The 15,849-nt window shown below is 71.1% G+C and carries 15 protein-coding genes; 11 read left to right on the forward strand and 4 right to left on the reverse strand.

Annotated elements, in window-relative coordinates:
- Positions 1-22 precede the first annotated feature (22 nt).
- The 4 genes from EV382_RS27370 (at position 23) to EV382_RS27385 (ending at position 1,713) form a co-directional block, all read left to right on the forward strand.
- Complete coding sequence (locus EV382_RS27370) at positions 23-607, forward strand: type II secretion system F family protein (protein WP_244236828.1); 585 nt, start codon at positions 23-25, stop codon at positions 605-607.
- Positions 608-629: 22 nt separating this feature from the next.
- Complete coding sequence (locus tag EV382_RS27375; RefSeq protein ID WP_081883916.1) at positions 630-797, forward strand: DUF4244 domain-containing protein; 168 nt, start codon at positions 630-632, stop codon at positions 795-797.
- A 179-nt stretch (positions 798-976) separates the two neighbouring features.
- The gene (locus EV382_RS27380) at positions 977-1,294 is read left to right on the forward strand and encodes a TadE family type IV pilus minor pilin (protein ID WP_165435872.1); all 318 of its coding nucleotides are present in this window, start codon (positions 977-979) and stop codon (positions 1,292-1,294) included.
- A 50-nt stretch (positions 1,295-1,344) separates the two neighbouring features.
- Positions 1,345-1,713: an Rv3654c family TadE-like protein gene (locus tag EV382_RS27385; RefSeq protein ID WP_244236829.1), complete on the forward strand. Its 369-nt coding sequence runs from the start codon at positions 1,345-1,347 to the stop codon at positions 1,711-1,713.
- Between the two features lie 80 nt (positions 1,714-1,793).
- Here the strand turns inward: EV382_RS27385 and EV382_RS27390 are convergent, their stop codons facing one another.
- The 4 genes from EV382_RS27390 to EV382_RS27405 all read right to left on the reverse strand — a co-directional run bounded on the left by EV382_RS27390 (position 1,794) and on the right by EV382_RS27405 (position 6,379).
- Positions 1,794-2,642, reverse strand: coding sequence for a phosphotransferase (locus EV382_RS27390; protein WP_130406520.1), 849 nt, complete (start codon positions 2,640-2,642; stop codon positions 1,794-1,796).
- A 218-nt stretch (positions 2,643-2,860) separates the two neighbouring features.
- Complete coding sequence (locus EV382_RS27395) at positions 2,861-3,439, reverse strand: LURP-one-related family protein (protein WP_130406522.1); 579 nt, start codon at positions 3,437-3,439, stop codon at positions 2,861-2,863.
- A 165-nt stretch (positions 3,440-3,604) separates the two neighbouring features.
- Positions 3,605-3,814 (reverse strand): hypothetical protein, encoded by a 210-nt coding sequence (locus EV382_RS27400; RefSeq protein ID WP_130406524.1) that lies wholly within the window; start codon positions 3,812-3,814, stop codon positions 3,605-3,607.
- 99 nt (positions 3,815-3,913) lie between these two features.
- The gene (locus tag EV382_RS27405) at positions 3,914-6,379 is read right to left on the reverse strand and encodes a DEAD/DEAH box helicase (RefSeq protein ID WP_425272005.1); all 2,466 of its coding nucleotides are present in this window, start codon (positions 6,377-6,379) and stop codon (positions 3,914-3,916) included.
- Between the two features lie 173 nt (positions 6,380-6,552).
- Here EV382_RS27405 and EV382_RS27410 point away from each other — a divergent pair, with 173 nt between their 5' ends.
- The 7 genes from EV382_RS27410 (at position 6,553) to EV382_RS27440 (ending at position 15,766) form a co-directional block, all read left to right on the forward strand.
- Entirely contained in the window at positions 6,553-6,909 is a 357-nt protein-coding gene (locus tag EV382_RS27410) for an STAS domain-containing protein (RefSeq protein ID WP_130406526.1), read from the forward strand.
- Positions 6,906-7,343, forward strand: a complete 438-nt coding sequence (locus EV382_RS27415; protein ID WP_030334228.1) for an ATP-binding protein — start codon at positions 6,906-6,908, stop codon at positions 7,341-7,343. Before EV382_RS27410 ends, EV382_RS27415 begins: the two co-directional genes overlap by 4 nt.
- Before the next feature lie 316 nt (positions 7,344-7,659).
- Positions 7,660-10,020: a sodium-translocating pyrophosphatase gene (locus EV382_RS27420; RefSeq protein ID WP_130406528.1), complete on the forward strand. Its 2,361-nt coding sequence runs from the start codon at positions 7,660-7,662 to the stop codon at positions 10,018-10,020.
- A gap of 103 nt (positions 10,021-10,123) precedes the next feature.
- Positions 10,124-10,663: a hypothetical protein gene (locus tag EV382_RS27425; RefSeq protein WP_130406530.1), complete on the forward strand. Its 540-nt coding sequence runs from the start codon at positions 10,124-10,126 to the stop codon at positions 10,661-10,663.
- Entirely contained in the window at positions 10,654-11,493 is an 840-nt protein-coding gene (locus EV382_RS27430; RefSeq protein ID WP_244236830.1) for a hypothetical protein, read from the forward strand. The genes EV382_RS27425 and EV382_RS27430 overlap by 10 nt, the downstream gene beginning before the upstream one ends.
- 340 nt (positions 11,494-11,833) lie before the next feature.
- Positions 11,834-14,683, forward strand: coding sequence for a type I DNA topoisomerase (gene topA / locus EV382_RS27435; protein ID WP_130406532.1), 2,850 nt, complete (start codon positions 11,834-11,836; stop codon positions 14,681-14,683).
- A gap of 297 nt (positions 14,684-14,980) precedes the next feature.
- The gene (locus EV382_RS27440) at positions 14,981-15,766 is read left to right on the forward strand and encodes a PDDEXK family nuclease (RefSeq protein WP_244236831.1); all 786 of its coding nucleotides are present in this window, start codon (positions 14,981-14,983) and stop codon (positions 15,764-15,766) included.
- Positions 15,767-15,849: the final 83 nt, after the last annotated feature.

Here is a 15,849-nt window from a genome sequence, read left to right on the forward strand (position 1 = left end):
GACCAGTCGGCGGCGGCCGGACATGATCCGGCTCGTGGCGGCGCTGGGCGGGCTTGCCGTGGCGATCGTCGTCGAGGGCTGGCTCGGGCTGCTCGGCGCTCTGCCCGCCGCGATCCTGCTCGATGTCCTCCTGCGGCGGATCGAGCCGCCCGCCGTACGCAAGCGGCGGCAACAGGAGGCCGCCGACCTGCCGCTCGCCGCCGACCTGCTGGGCGCGGCGATGCGGGCGGGCGCTCCGGTGGACCGCTCGGTGCTGGCCGTCGCCGAGGCGCTGGACGGGCCGCTCGCCGGCCGGTTGGCCCGGGTCGGTCGCACTCTGCTGCTCGGCGGGGGCCCAGCCGAGGCCTGGTCCGCGTTGGACGGGGTGCCCGGCGCGGAGCGCCTCACTGCGGCGGCGTTGCGCTCGGCCAACAGTGGCGCCGCCCTGGCCGGTGCGCTGACCCGGCTCGCCGACGATCTGCGCGCCGACCGGGCCACCGCTGCCGAGGCATCGGCCCGCCGGGCGGGTGTGCTCATCGTCCTGCCGCTGGGGCTCTGCTTCCTGCCGGCGTTCATTCTCGCCGGCCTGGTGCCGGTGATCGTCGCCGTGCTCGGCGATGTGCTCTGACCCATCGAGAAGGGAAACAGTCATGCGCAAACTCATCGCACGCCTGCGTGGCGATGCCGGAATGAACACGGCCGAGTACGCCGTCGGCACGCTCGCCGCGGTCGCTTTCGCCGGGATCCTGCTGAAGGTGCTGACCTCCGGCAACGTCCAGTCGGCGCTGACCGCCGTCATCGACCGGGCACTGAAGTGATCGGGCGCCGGCAGGCCGGCCGCGTCCCGAGGTCTGAGGTCGCCGAGCGTCGATCGGGCGGCAGGCGGAGGTTCCGTCTCATCGGCCAGGTCTCCGGTGCCGGGCGGAACGCCCTTCGGGCATCCGGCGGGGGGAGGGCACTCCGTGCCGGCGCAGAGCGCGGGTCCTTCACCGCCGAGTTGGCGGCCGGCCTGCCGGCGCTGCTTCTCCTCCTGCTCGTCGGTCTGACCGCGGTCAACGCCGTCAGCACCAGGGCGAGTTGCCTGCACGCGGCCAGGGAGGCGGCGCTGGCCGCTGCCCGGGACGAGGCGGACAACGGCGATGGTGGGTACGCGACGCCGCCGGGCGCGGAGGTGTCAGTGCTGATCGACGGGGGTCGCGTGCGGGCGACGGTACGGGCACCCGTGCGTACGCTGGGCGGTCGACTGCCTCGGATCACCGTGGTCGCCACCGCCGTCGCGGCACTCGAACCCCGCATCGGGCTGGGGACGCCGTGAAGCCGGGACCTGAGGCCCGGTCGCCTCGCACCAGTCACCGATCAGACGCCGTGCACCCGGACGGCAGCCGGCAGGACACCGAGCGAGGTGGGGCGACCGTCATCCTGCTGGCGGTGGGGCTGGTGTTCGTGCTGGTGGGCACGTTCGGCGCGGCTGTCGCCGGGGCTGCGATGGCGGCTCAGCGGGCGGCGGTAGCGGCCGACCTGGGCGCGTTGGCCGGGGCCGCCAAGGCGCTCGACGGCGAACCGGCGGCCTGCGCGTCCGCCGGAGACATTGCCGTTCGCAACGGTGGGCGTCTGGTCGGCTGTCGGCTCGACGGGCTGGACCTGCTCGTGACCGCCGAGGTGACGATCACGCCACTGCCGGGCCTGACCAGGGTCGCCGCGTCGACGGCCCGTGCCGGCCCGGTGCGTGGCTGAGCGGCCCGTGCCGGCCCGGTGCGTGGCTGAGCTGCCCCGTGCCGGCCCGGTGCGTGGCTGAGTGGTCGGCTTGGTGGGCGCTACGACGAAGCGAGAACGTCGGCGATCATTCGGTGCCCGTGGGCCTCGAACGGCTCGTCACCCACCCGGTACGCCCAGGCTGCGGTGGCGATCGCCTCGCGGACTCGGCTGCGGTGCCAGGCGGGCGTCTGGCGCGGATCGGCGCCGTACCCGTCGAGGAACGCGCTCTCAAGCCCCGGGTCGCGGCGGAAGTCCAGGGCCGACAGCCGGGTGAAGTCCGTGTAGGCGGGGCGCATCGCCGCGCGACTGAAGTCGATGATGCCGACGGTGCCGTTGTGGGCGAGCCAGTTCCGGGGCTGCCAGTCGCCGTGAGTCGGCACGAGCAGGGCTGCCGGCGTGGGCCAACTGGTTATCTCGGCGCGCAGCCGGTCCACCGTGCTCGAAGCGATTCGGTGCGCTTCGCCCAGCCAGGTGAGCGACTTCCCGTTCTCCCGCTTCTCGTAGTCGTCGTCCACGGTGCGGGTCTGTGCGTGGAGAAGCGCGAGGAGTTCGCCGGCCTGCCGGAAGGTCCCGGGAACGTTCGCGTGTTCGCTGCCGAGCACCAGTTCACCCGGCAGGTATCTCGTGACGAGAAGCTTCGCCGCCGCGTCGCCATGCTCCAGGGTCGGCGCGCGGCCCAGCCTGGTCCACGGGCTCAGCCAGTTGAGGTGGGCGCGCAGTTCGCGTTCGACGTGATGGTCATCGTCGCCGCCGGCCTTGACGATGAATCGTGACCCGGCGTGCGTCATTTCCAGGACCGTCGTCTGCACCAGGCCCCAGCTGTGGTCCCTCTCCACCTTGGCGCCGGGAAGCCACCGACCCAACAGGGCCAGCTGCCGTGCGGAGAGACTCGCGAGCCCAGAGGCCATGACGGGAAGCCTAGGAGAGGAACGATGACGTCGAGCCAGCCGCACTCGGCCTCGAACCCGTGCCGGGCCGGGGACGACAGCACGCCAGGCCGGGGACGACAGCACGCCGGCGGCCCGGGGACGACAGCACGCCAGGCCGGGGACGACAGCGTGCCGCGCCGGGGCGCGGGCAGCAGAGCCCAGGCCCCGGCCAACGGCAACGGGTGACGTCGGGTGTGTCAGCGGCTCTGGAGCGCGTCGAGGGCGACGGCCATCGCGATGACCAGGCGGCGGTCGATCTGCGGGTTCTGCACCTCGACGATGTACTTGTCGCGCAGGCCCCACTTCTTGACCACGGAGAAGACGGGCTGACCGCCGGCGGTGAAGTCGAAGTGGTACGGCAGCCAGGACAGCGAGTCGACGAATCGACGAAGCAACGCCACCGGCATGCTTCGCTCCTGGCCCGTCACCTGCGGCAGGCCGGCCTGCTCGACGTGCCAGGTGGACCGCAGCAGCGACTGGGCGAAGTCCTTGCGGAACAGGCCGATGGGGTTGCCGGCCGCGTCGGTGACGTCGTACGTGGCACCGAGGTCGAGGCGCTGGCGGGCCTTGAAACCGAGCAGCGGCTGCTGCTTGGAGTCATCTGTGTAGATGGTCACCTGCTCCTTGAAGGCGAGCCGCTTCTGCTGCGCGAACGCCAGCAACTCACCCTCGGTGCCGTCCGGGGCGACCGCCCGGACCTCGTACTGGTTGACCATCATGCGCAGTCGCTGACGGATGTGGAACTGGTGCTGGCCCTGCAAGTTGTCGAGCTGCATGCGAACTCCTCTGGGGGTTGGTGCGCCGGAGTCTCGCACAGCCCAACGACCGTCGCGCTCCCCGCCATCCATGATCGGTTGGTGCTGGGTAGCCGTCGAGGCCATTGGACGACTACCCAGCGCGGAGTGATCACTGGTGCCCTAGCAGGATCACTCCAGCAGATGTCAGCGGGTGTCGGTGGAGGTCGCGGCCCGCAGCGCCCAGGTGTTGAGCACCTGGTGGATGCCGCGGAGCCGCTCGTTGATCTGTTCCAGCCGTTCCGCCTGGGCCAGGGCGGCCAGTGCCGACCCCAGCGCGATCTGCTGGTCGAGGGTGAGATTGTCCTGGTCGATGGTGTAGAGCAGGTCGACGGTCTCGGCGATGGTGTCGGCCACAGCTTCTCCTCGGGCACGGGGGGCGATCAGCAACAAAGGCATCGATGGAAGCGCTCCCACATCATTGTGCCCCGTGCCAGGCCCGTTCATGCAAGACGCTCAGTCCGGCAGGTTCGCCAGCACCACATCGAGTACGCGGACCGCGCCCGGCTTGGAGAGGGGGTTGTTCCCGTTGCCGCATTTCGGTGACTGCACGCAGGATGGGCAGCCGGTCTCGCAGCCGCACTCCGCGATCGCGTCCCGGGTGGCCCGCAACCACGCCGCCGCCGTCCGGTACGCCCGTTCGGCGAACCCGGCGCCACCCGGATGCCCGTCGTAGACGAAGACGGTCGGGGCCTCGGTGTCCGGGTGCAGAGCGGTGGAGAGCCCACCGATGTCCCACCGGTCGCAGGTGGCCATCAGCGGCAGCAGTCCGATCGCGGCGTGTTCGGCGGCGTGCAGCGCACCCGGCACGTCGGCCGTCTGGACCCCGGCGAGGGTCAACGACTGCGGCGACAGGGTGAACCAGACCGCCACCGTGCGCAGCTCCCGGGTGGGCAGGTCGAGCGGTCGGGTGTCGATCACCTCGCCGGTGGCGATCCGCCGCCGCTGATACGACACCACCTGGCTGGTCACATCCACCTCACCGAGGAACATTCCGACCGGCCCGGCGTCCACGTAGGAGCGCACCGACACCACGGACAGGTCGGTGACGTCGCGGGCGTGGGTGGACCAGTCCGGTTCCTCGGCGTGCACCAACGCGCAGCCGTCGGCGAGGTCCAGTTGGTCGACCACGTACGAGACGCCCTGGTGCAGGTAGACCGCGCCGGGGTGCAGCAGGAAGTGCGAGGAGCCGCCGTCGACAGTGCCGAGCAACCGGCCGGTGGACGCCTCCACCACGGCGACCGGGGCCCCTCCCTCGCCGCGCAGGTCCACCTCGGGCCGTTCCCGGTGCCGCCAGTACCAGCCGGTGGGCCGTTGCCGCAGCGCCCCCGCCGCGACCAACTCGTCGACCGCCTCCTTCGCCCCTTCACCGAAGAGCGCCAGGTCGGCCGGGGTGAGCGGTGCCTCCACGGCGGCGCAGGCGAGCTGCGGTGCCAGCACGTACGGGTTGGCCGGGTCGAGCACCGTCGCCTCCACCGGCGCACCGAAGATCGCCTCCGGGTGGTGCACCAGGTAGGTGTCCAGGGGATCGTCCCGGGCCACCAGCACCGCGAGGGCCTCCTGCCCGGAACGCCCGGCCCGGCCCGCCTGCTGCCACAGCGACGCCCGGGTGCCCGGGTAGCCGCAGATCAGCACCGCGTCGAGGCCGACCAGGTCCACACCCAGTTCCAGCGCGTTGGTCGAGGCCAGGCCGAGCAGGTCGCCGTGCAGCAGCGCCCGTTCCAGCTCGCGCCGCTCCTCCCGCAGGTAGCCGCCCCGGTAGGCGGCCACCCGGTCGCCGAGCCCCGGCACCGCGTCGTCCAGCGCGCGCCGCGCGTTGGCGGCCACGACCTCGGCGCCCTTGCGGGAACGGACGAACGCGAGGGTGCGTACCCCCTCGGCGACCGTGTCGGCGAGCAGGTCCGCGGTCTCGCGCAGCGCCGACCGGCGGACCTGCCGGAGGTCGTCGTGGTCCCCCGTCGACTGCGAGGGTGCCGGGGAAGGGAAACCGTCCCCCGGCGTCGGGGGAGGGGAACCGGTCGGTGCCAGGGGAGCGGAACTGTCGCGGGGTGCCGGTGGGGAAGAGTCCGAGTCGGGTGGCAGCAGCGGCGGTTCCCAGAGCGCGAAGGTCACCCCACCGCGGGGGGAGGCGTCCTCGGTGACCGCCGTCACCGGCAGGCCGGTCAGCCGCCCGGCGGCGGTGGCCGGGTCGCCGGAGGTGGCCGAGGCGAGCACGAACACCGGGGTGGCCCCGAACCGGGCGCACTGCCGGCGCAGCCGACGCAGCACGTGCGCGACGTGTGAGCCGAACACCCCGCGGTAGGTGTGGCACTCGTCGATCACCACGTACGCGAGTCGGCGCAGGAAGCCGGACCACTGGGCGTGCCCGGGCAGGATGCCGTGGTGCAGCATGTCGGGGTTGGTCAGCACGAACCGGGAGTGCCGGCGGATCCACTCCCGCTCGGCGCGCGGAGTGTCCCCGTCGTAGCAGGCGGGGCGTACCCCCTCCAGTTCCAGCCCGGCGACGGCGCGCACCTGGTCCGCGGCGAGCGCCTTGGTCGGGGCCAGGTAGAGCACGGTGGCCCGGGGGTCGGCGAGCAGGGTGGCCAGGGCCGGCAGCTGGTACGCCAGTGACTTGCCGGACGCGGTGCCGGTGGCGACGACCACGTGCTGGCCCTCGTACGCCAGGTGGGCCGCCTCGGCCTGGTGCCGCCACGGCGCGATCACGCCGCGCCGGGTGAACGCCGCGCGCAACTCCGCCGGTGCCCACGACGGCCACGGCGCGGGCACCCCGGTGCGGGCCGGCACCCGTTCGACGTGGGTGACCGGGTCGGCGGCACCCCGGGCGCGTAGCCGGCGCAGCAGGTCGGCCGGCGCTGGCCCGGGGCTGCGACCAGCGGATACGGTGGCCGCGGACGACGACTCCAGGTCGTGGCGCGGCAGGTGGCGCGCGGAACTGAAGTCGTTGGAGGTCACGCCCTGCACTCTCGCACTGGTGTTCGGAGATGAAAAGTCGGACACCGGGGTAAGGGGAAGCCTCCGCTGGCGTCCGCAGGCCGCCGCGGCGGTAGTGGTTAGATGCCCACGAGAGTTTACGGCTCTGGCGAGGAGGACCGATGGAGCTGTCGCTGACGACCCGCACCGTGGGCGAGCACACGGTGCTCGAGGTCGGTGGTGAGGTGGACGTCTACACCGCGCCCCGGCTCCGCGAACGACTCTTCGAACTGATCGACGGTGGTGCTCGTCACGTGGTGGTCGACCTCGGTCGGGTGGATTTCCTCGACTCCACCGGGCTGGGCGTGCTGGTCGGCGCGCTCAAGCGGCTCCGTCCGGCGGGTGGTTCGTTCGCTCTGGTCTGCGACAAGGAGCCCCTGCTCAAGATCTTCCGGATCACCGCTCTGGACCAGGTGTTTCCGCTGCACCCGACTGTCGACGCGGCGATCAGCGCCGACTCGGCGGGCGCCGGCGCGTGATGGCGACAGTCAAGCTCTCGTTTTCGCCCGCCCCGGTGCACGTGCGCACCGCCCGCCTGGTCGGCGTCGCCGTCGCCCGGCGGGCCGGGGTCCGGGAGGACCTGCTGGACGAGGTGCGCCTGGCCATCGGTGAGGCGTGCACGCGCGCGGTGGCCCTGCACCGGCAGTACGGCCTGGCCGATCCGGTGCTGGTGGAGATGTCCGACGGTGGTTCGTACGCCGTGCGGGTGGTGGACCGGGCGCCGATCGAGGCGGGCATCGGCCTGACCGCGCTGCCGCCGGACGAGCTGGCCAACGAGTCGCTGACCGATGAAGCGCTGACCACCGGTGTCGGCTTCGCGCTGCTCGCCGGTTTCGTCGAGGACCTTCAGGTGCGCCCGGTCGATGAGGGCATCGGCACCGAGGTGCGGATGGTGTGGCCGGTCGGCCGCTGACCAGTTCCGTTGCGTAGGCCGCGTCCCCTGCTGGGGATGCGGCCTTCTGTGCATGGATCGGGCCCTATATCAGATTCCGTTTCATAACACAGCGACGAAGATCATCGCGACACGGTGCCACCTGGGTGTGACCTCCAACACTGCGGAGGGCTACAGTACCCGGGTTGTCAGCAAGTGACCCATCGCGCAGCCAGCGGGTATGGGTGGTCATCGCTGGTCCGCTGGTGGGTTGGCGCGCGCTTGCGAGTCCGCATCCAGGCGTCGGTCAGTGCGTCTCCACTCACCGGCGCGATTGTTCGGTAACAGGAGGACACAGATGTCCGAGACCTTGGCCGCAGACGGCGGCGGGCTTTCCCTTACCGGAAGCAATGTCACCTACGTCGTCATCGCCGCGGTTGTCGCGCTGGTGGCGCTCGGTTTCGCGGCCACCCTGACAAAAACGGTGCTGGCCGCTGGTAAGGGCACCGACAAAATGCAGGAGATCTCGGGGGCGGTCCAGGAGGGCGCCTCGGCCTACCTGCTCCGTCAATTCCGCACCCTGGCGATCTTCGTCGTCGTCGCCGTGGTGCTGCTCTTCCTGCTTCCGGTGCACGACACCGACGGCAACGAGCTCGCCGTGAAGATCGGCCGCTCACTCTTCTTCGTGGTGGGCGCCCTGTTCAGCGCGTTCATCGGCGGGGCGGGCATGTGGCTGGCCACACGGGCCAACCTGCGGGTAGCCGCCGCCGCACGGGAGCGAGCCGGTGGCCGCGAGGCGGCCATGAAGATCGCCTTCCGGACCGGCGGCGTCGTCGGCTTCCTCACCGTCGGCCTCGGCCTCTTCGGTGCGGCGCTGGTCGTCCTCGTCTACCGGGGTGACGCGCCCACCGTGCTGGAGGGCTTCGGCTTCGGTGCCGCGCTGCTCGCGATGTTCATGCGGGTCGGCGGCGGCATCTTCACCAAGGCCGCCGACGTCGGCGCCGACCTGGTCGGCAAGGTCGAGCAGGGCATCCCCGAGGACGACCCGCGCAACGCCGCCACCATCGCGGACAACGTGGGCGACAACGTCGGTGACTGCGCCGGCATGGCCGCCGACCTGTTCGAGTCGTACGCGGTCACGCTGGTCGCCGCGCTGATCCTCGGCCGTGCCGCCTTCGGTCAGGAAGGCCTGGTCTTCCCGCTGATCATCTCCACCATCGGCGTGTTGATCGCGATCGTCGGCGTCTTCATCACGCGGCTGCGCGCGTCCGACCGCAACGGCCTGACCGCGATCAACCGGGCGTTCTATCTCTCGGCGGTGCTCTCCGCGGTGCTGGTGGCGATCGCCGCCTACGCCTACCTGCCGGCGACCTTCGCCGAGCTGGACGGCGGCCTCGGCTTCACCGACCGTGACCCGCGGATCGTGGCCATCGGCGCGGTGGTGATCGGCATCGTGCTGGCCGCCGCGATCCAGGCGCTGACCGGCTACTTCACCGAGACCAACCGGCGGCCGGTGCAGGACATCGGCAAGAGCTCGCAGACCGGCGCGGCGACCGTGATCCTCGCGGGTATCAGCATCGGTCTGGAGTCGGCGGTCTACTCGGCGCTGCTGATCGGCGCCGGCGTCTTCGGTGCCTTCCTCCTCGGCGGCAGCTCCATCACGCTGTCGCTGTTCGCGGTGGCGCTGGCCGGTACCGGCCTGCTCACCACGGTCGGCGTGATCGTCGCGATGGACACCTTCGGGCCGATCTCCGACAACGCCCAGGGCATCGCCGAGATGTCGGGCGACATCGACGAGCAGGGCGCCCGCACGCTGACCGAGCTGGACGCGGTCGGCAACACCACCAAGGCGATCACCAAGGGCATCGCGATCGCCACGGCGGTACTCGCGGCGACCGCGTTGTTCGGCTCGTACACCGACACGCTCAGCACGGCGTACGCCAGCGCGGGTGTGCAGGATGTCGGCTCCGAGATCCTCAACTCGCTGAACGTGGCGAACCCGCGCAACCTGGTCGGCCTGATCATCGGTGCGGCGGTGGTCTTCCTCTTCTCCGGGCTGGCCATCAACGCGGTGTCCCGTTCGGCTGGTGCCGTGGTGATGGAGGTCCGTCGGCAGTTCCGTGAACTGCCCGGCATCATGGACGGCACGCAGCGCCCGGAGTACGGCAAGGTCGTCGACATCTGCACCCGGGACGCGCAGCGCGAGTTGATGACCCCCGGCCTGCTCGCCATCATGGCGCCGATCGCGGTCGGCTTCGGCCTCGGGCCCGGCGCGCTCGCGGCGTACCTGGCCGGTGCGATCGGTGCCGGCACCCTGATGGCGGTGTTCCTGTCCAACTCCGGTGGAGCCTGGGACAACGCCAAGAAGTTGGTCGAGGACGGCGCGTACGGCGGCAAGGGCTCCGAGGCGCACTCCGCCACGGTCATCGGCGACACCGTCGGCGACCCGTTCAAGGACACCGCCGGCCCGGCGATCAACCCGCTGATCAAGGTGATGAACCTGGTCTCGCTGCTGATCGCGCCCGCCGTGGTGGCCTGGAGCGTCGGCGACGACCGCAATGTCGGCCTGCGGGTCGGCATCGCGCTGGTCGCGACGCTGGTCATCGTGGCGTCGGTGTTGTTCAGCAAGCGCAAGGGCATCGCGATGTCCGACTCGGACGCTGATGGCAACACCGGCGCGGGCAGCGCCGATCACCGTCCGGAGACGGTCAACGCCTGACCCAGGACCGACCCGGGGTCCCCGGTCGACGTACCGCGTCGACCGGGGACCCCGGCCGTCCGGCCCGGTGCCACACCTGGCCAAAGGCCGTACGCTGCAACGCATGCGTACGTGCCGGACGTCTGCCGCCGGAAAGCTCACGGTGGTCCTGGCCACGCTCGTCGTCCTGACCGGCTGCGGCGGAGGTCCCAGCCCACGGGCCTGGGCGGCCTCGGTCTGCGGCGCGCTCACCCCGTGGCGCTCCGAGATCAACAAGTTGACCAGCAGCACCGACGAGCAGATGACCGCGCAGACCACGCCGGCGCAGGCCAAGGAGAACCTGGTGCGGCTCTTTGGCGGGGCGGAGCAGGCCAGCGAGGCCGCCCGCCGCAAGGTGGAGCAGGCGGGCATCCCCGAGGCCGACAACGGCGAGGCCGTCTCCGCGGGTTTCCGCAGCTCACTGGGGAAGATGCGGGACGCCTACGGCCACGCCCGGGACACCATCGACGGCCTGAGCACCGGCGAGCCGACCGTCTTCTATGACGGCGTGCGGGCCGCGGTGGAGACCTTGAACCAGGAGTACGACGCCAGCGCGCTGGACACCAGCAAGCTCAACTCCGAGGAGTTGAAACAGGCATTCGACGAGGTGCCGGAGTGTCGCTGAGTGGGTTCGGTGACACCGGGAAGGCGCAGCCGCCCCCGGCGCTGTTCCCCGCGCCCGAGCCCGACACGCCCACTCCGGTGCGACGCCGCGGCGGCGCGCCACAGAACGAATCGCCCCAGAACGCCCCGACCCAGGGTGACCGCCAACTTGTCTTCTTCGGTGCGGACGCGGCCGAACCGACCGTCGCCGACCTCGCCGGGCTGCTCGCCGGGCCCGGCGAGGTGGTCCGGATGGGCGGGACGGCCCGGCTCTCGGTGCAGGTGGACGCTGCCTGGCGGGTGCACGTGCTCGTCGCCGAGTTGGCGTCGCGCGGGCTCGCGGCGAGCTGGGAGCCGACCGAGGGCGAGCGACACACCGTTCGTACGTCGTACACCCGGATCTTGAAGCCGCTCGCGGCCGCCTGGCTGCACGGTTCGGCAAAACGCCCGCCGGCGGCCTTCCACCTGACCGGCCGGCGGTTGCGGCTGTGGCTCGCCGCCGCCGGGACGCCGGAACCGCCCGACTGCTTCCTGCTCCGGCTGGGCGCCGACGACCAGCAGTGTTGGGAGCCGATCGGGGTAGCGCTCGCCGCAGCCGGGCTGACCGGAAAGCTCCTCAGTCCAGACGAGGGCGGCCCGGCGTACCGAATCACCGGCCGCCGCCGACTGGCCCGCCTAGCCGAGCTGGTAGGCGCCCCACCCCCCACCGCCCCACCCCCCACCGCCCCTCCCTCCACCACCCCTCCCCCCACCACCCCTCCCCTCACCGCACCCCTCACCGGGTCGATCATGGAGTTGTGGTGGGGGATGTTTCGCTCTTCCGGGTTCAAAACGCCCACCATAAGTCCATGATCGACGGGGTGGGTGGTGGGGCGCGGGCAGCGGGTGGGGCGCGGGGGCGGGTGTCTGGTGGCGGACAGATGGCGGGTTGATCCAGGCGGAAAACGGGCGGGTCGGACCTCGGCCGTGGGTCCGCCATCGTCACAGTGACCCGCTTCGAGCCCTACCCACGGTGTACGGTGGCGCCGTCCGGCAGTGCCGAGCGCGTCGAAGCGGTTTGCGGCCCGCGAAACCCGAAACGCGGGCGGCGCGTTACGTTGGACATCCGGACCGCCGGTGCGACGGCGGGGTCGAAAGCGGTCGCTGTCCGGGCGCCGGCAGGCCACGAGCAGGAGTGAGGTCGGGGAGAGACGTGCCGAGCAACGCTGGAACCACCCGTCTGGTCATCGTCGAGTCACCGGCGAAGGCCAAGACGATCTCGGGCTACCTCGGCCCGGGGTACGTCGTGGAGGCCAGCTTCGGTCACGTCCGCGACCTGCCGCGCAACGCCGCCGACGTGCCGGCCAAGTACAAGGGCGAGCCCTGGGCCCGGCTCGGGGTGGACGTCGACAACGGCTTCCACGCGCTCTACGTCGTCTCGGCCGACCGCAAGCAGCAGATCAGCAAGCTGGTGAAGCTGGCCAAGGAGGTCGACGAGATCCTCCTGGCGACGGATGAGGACCGCGAGGGCGAGGCGATCGCCTGGCACCTGGTCGAGACGCTCAAGCCCAAGGTCCCGGTCAAGCGGATGGTCTTCCACGAGATCACCAAGCCGGCGATCCAGGCGGCGGTGGCCAACCCCCGGGAGATCGACCGGGACCTGGTCGACGCCCAGGAGGCGCGCCGGATCCTCGACCGGCTCTACGGCTACGAGGTCTCCCCGGTGCTGTGGAAGAAGGTCATGCCGCGGCTCTCGGCCGGCCGGGTGCAGTCCGTGGCGACCCGGATCGTGGTCGAGCGCGAGCGGCAGCGGATGGCCTTCCGCACCGCCGAATACTGGGACATCTTGGCCACCCTCGCCGTGGCCAACGCCGGTGAGGGTCCGCGAAACTTCAACGCCACCCTGATCGCCCTGAACGGCGACCGGATCGCCACCGGTAAGGACTTCGAGCCCACCACCGGTCGGGTCAAGGCCGGTGCTGGCGTCGTACACCTCGACGAGAGCGGGGCCCGGGGCCTCGCGGCCCGCCTCGACGGGCGGCCGTTCACCGTCACCCGGGTCGAGGAGAAGCCCTACCGCCGTCGCCCGTACGCGCCGTTCATCACCTCGACCCTCCAGCAGGAGGCGGCCCGCAAGCTGCGCCTGTCCTCGCAGCAGACGATGCGCACCGCGCAGCGGCTGTACGAGAACGGCTACATCACCTATATGCGTACCGACTCGGTCAACCTGTCGGAGACCGCCATCTCGGCGGCGCGGCGTCAGATCGTCGAGCTCTACGGTGAGCGCAGCGTTCCGCCGGAGCCGCGCCGCTACACCGGCAAGGTGAAGAACGCGCAGGAGGCGCACGAGGCGATCCGCCCGGCGGGGGACAACTTCCGTACCCCGGGCGAGGTGGCCAAGGAACTGTCCGCCGAGGAGTTCAAGCTCTACGAGCTGATCTGGCGGCGCACTATCGCCTCGCAGATGACCGACGCGGTCGGCTCCAGCGTGTCGGTGCGCATCCGGGCCGTCTCTACCTCCCAGGAGGAAGCCGACTTCGGCGCGACCGGTAAGACCATCACCGACCCGGGCTTCCTGCGCGCGTACGTCGAGTCCAGCGACGACGAGAACGCCGAGGCCGAGGACGCGGAGCGTCGGCTGCCCACCCTGGTCAAGGACCAGCCGCTGACCGCCGACGAGCTGGCCGCGCAGGGCCACCACACCCAGCCGCCGTCGCGCTACACCGAAGCGTCGCTGGTCAAGGCCCTGGAGGAGCTGGGCATCGGCCGGCCGTCCACCTACGCCTCGATCATGCAGACAATCCAGGACCGGGGGTACGTCACCAAGCGCGGCCAGGCGATGATCCCCACCTTCCTGGCGTTCGCGGTGATCGGGTTGATGGAGCGGCACTACCCGCGCCTGATCGACTACGACTTCACCGCCACTATGGAGAACGAGCTGGACGAGATCGCCGGCGGTGACCACGCCGCTGTCGACTTCCTCACCGCGTTCTACTTCGGCAGCGCCAACGGTGCCGGCGACCAGGACATCGCCCGTTCCGGCGGGCTCAAGAAGCTGGTCACCGAGAACCTCAGCGACATCGACGCCCGCAGCGTCAACTCCATCCCGCTCTTCACCGACGACGACGGTCGCGAGGTCGTGGTACGGGTCGGCCGGTACGGGCCGTACCTGCAACGGGAGCTGCCCGGCGGCGAGCAGCCGGCACCGGCCGAGGGCGAGGAGGGCGGTGCCCAGGGTGACCGGGCGCCGATCCCCGAGGGCCTGGCCCCGGACGAGCTGACCCCGGAGAAGGTGCACGAGCTGTTCCTCGGCGGCAGCGGTGAGCGCAAGCTCGGCGACGACCCGGCCACCGGCGAGCCGATCGTGCTCAAGTCCGGCCGGTTCGGCCCGTACGTGTCCAGTGGCGAGCGGAAGTCGTCGCTGCTGCGTACGCAGACCCCGGACTCGCTGACCCTGGAGGAGGCGCTCAAGCTGCTCAGCCTTCCCCGGCTGATCGGTGTCGCGCCGGACGGCGTCGAGGTCTTCGCCAACAACGGCCGCTACGGCCCGTACGTCAAGCGGGGCGAGGAGTTCCGTTCGCTCGAGTCCGAGGACCAGATGTTCACGGTCGGTCTGGATGAGGCGCTGGCTCTGCTGGCCGCCCCGAAGACCCGTGGGCGGCGGGCGGCGGCCCCGCCGTTGCGCGAGATGGGCGTGGACCCGGCGACCGAGAAGCCGTTGGTGATCAAGGACGGCCGGTTCGGCCCGTACGTGACCGACGGGGAGTTCAACGCGTCGCTGCGGCGCGGGCAGACGCCGGAGGCGTTGAGCCTCGAGGAAGCGTCCGAGATGCTGGCCGAGAAGCGGGCGAAGGGTCCGGCGCCGCGGAAGAAGGCGGCGGCGAAGAAGGCGCCCGCGAAGAAGGCCACGGCCGCCAAGAAGGCCACGGCCACGAAGAAGACGGCGGCCGCCAGCAAGTCCACAGCTGCGAAGAAGACCACGACGGCGAAGGCCACCACTGCGGCGAAGAAGGCCCCGGCCAAGAAGGCCGCCCCGCGCAAGGCCGCCACCAGCACGGAGTAGACCGGATCTGCGAGATCTTGGAAGGAATCCGCCCCTCCAAGGGCACTTTCTCTCCAAGATCTCGCCGTTGTCCACAGGGGCAGCGTGCGGTGTCGGTGATCGGGAGACTTGAGTGTCATGAGTCTCCGGAGGGGGTCGTCCCTGGCTGCCTGGGGTCGGCGGCTGCCTGGTGATGACGCGGACGAGCTGACCTGGCTGCTCTTCCACCAAGAGGACGTGTTGAGCCTCGACCAGGCGAGACGGCACCTGTCGACCAAGGCCATTCGGCATCGTGTGGCGACCGGGAGGTGGCGCCAGATGCACCGAGCCGTGTTCGTCGCTCACAACGGGCCGGTCAGTGCCGGTCAGCTCCGGTGGGCAGCCATCCTCGCCGCAGGTCCGCAGGCGGTCCTCGGTGGTCTGACCGCGGCACAGGCTGGAGGGCTCCGGGGATTTCCGGGTCGACCGGTGCACGTGCTACTTCCGGCCGCCTGCCGACGCGGATCGCTGCCACCGGGTGCGCTGGTGCACCGGACCGTCACGCTGACCGACCGAGATGTGCTGGCCGTCGGGCAACCCCGGCGGACCCTGCCGGCTCGGTCGATCGTGGATGCAGCCCAGTGGGCCAGCGGTGATCAGGAGGCGCGGGCGATCATCGCCGCTGCATTCCAACAACGGCTTGTGGCTGCCGATGACCTGCACCAGGTCGTCAACCGGCTGCCCCGGGCCCACCGTCGCCAGCTGATCCTGGCCACGGCTGCGGACGCCGCAGGGGGCTCGCACTCGTTGGCGGAGCTGGACTTCCTGGGCCTGATCCGTCGCGCCGGACTACCCGAACCGACGCGGCAGAAGGTCCGCCATGACTCGGCCGGGCGGCGTCGGCACCTGGACGCCTACTTCGAGCAGTGGGGGGTGCACGTCGACATCGACGGTGGACAGCACCTCGATCCGCGGGCCTGGTGGGCGGACATGCGTCGCCAGAACGCGCTCTGGGTCGACGGTGACCGCCTGCTGCGCTTCCCGGCCTGGGCTATCCGTGCCAAACCGGACGAGATCATCACCCAACTTCGCGCCGCTCTCCAAGCCGCGGGCTGGCCAGGCTAGCCAAATCCGTAGACCTTGGAAGCGAAGTGCCCCTGGAGGGGCGGTTTCCTTCCAAGATCTCGAGAATGCGCGCCGGTGCGCGG

Origin of the sequence: Micromonospora violae (assembly GCF_004217135.1) — a bacterium.
GTDB lineage: Bacteria > Actinomycetota > Actinomycetes > Mycobacteriales > Micromonosporaceae > Micromonospora > Micromonospora violae.

What these genes read in the sequence shown, in the direction of transcription:
- EV382_RS27370 (WP_244236828.1), top strand. Translation starts at nt 23, where the DNA reads ATGATCCGGCTCGTGGCGGCGCTGGGCGGGCTTGCCGTGGCGATCGTC.
- EV382_RS27375 (WP_081883916.1), top strand. Translation starts at nt 630, where the DNA reads ATGCGCAAACTCATCGCACGCCTGCGTGGCGATGCCGGAATGAACACG.
- EV382_RS27420 (WP_130406528.1), top strand. Translation starts at nt 7,660, where the DNA reads ATGTCCGAGACCTTGGCCGCAGACGGCGGCGGGCTTTCCCTTACCGGA.
- EV382_RS27440 (WP_244236831.1), top strand. Translation starts at nt 14,981, where the DNA reads ATGCACCGAGCCGTGTTCGTCGCTCACAACGGGCCGGTCAGTGCCGGT.
- EV382_RS27395 (WP_130406522.1), bottom strand. Translation starts at nt 3,439, where the DNA reads ATGCAGCTCGACAACTTGCAGGGCCAGCACCAGTTCCACATCCGTCAG.
- EV382_RS27425 (WP_130406530.1), top strand. Translation starts at nt 10,124, where the DNA reads ATGCGTACGTGCCGGACGTCTGCCGCCGGAAAGCTCACGGTGGTCCTG.
- EV382_RS27410 (WP_130406526.1), top strand. Translation starts at nt 6,553, where the DNA reads ATGGAGCTGTCGCTGACGACCCGCACCGTGGGCGAGCACACGGTGCTC.
- EV382_RS27390 (WP_130406520.1), bottom strand. Translation starts at nt 2,642, where the DNA reads ATGGCCTCTGGGCTCGCGAGTCTCTCCGCACGGCAGCTGGCCCTGTTG.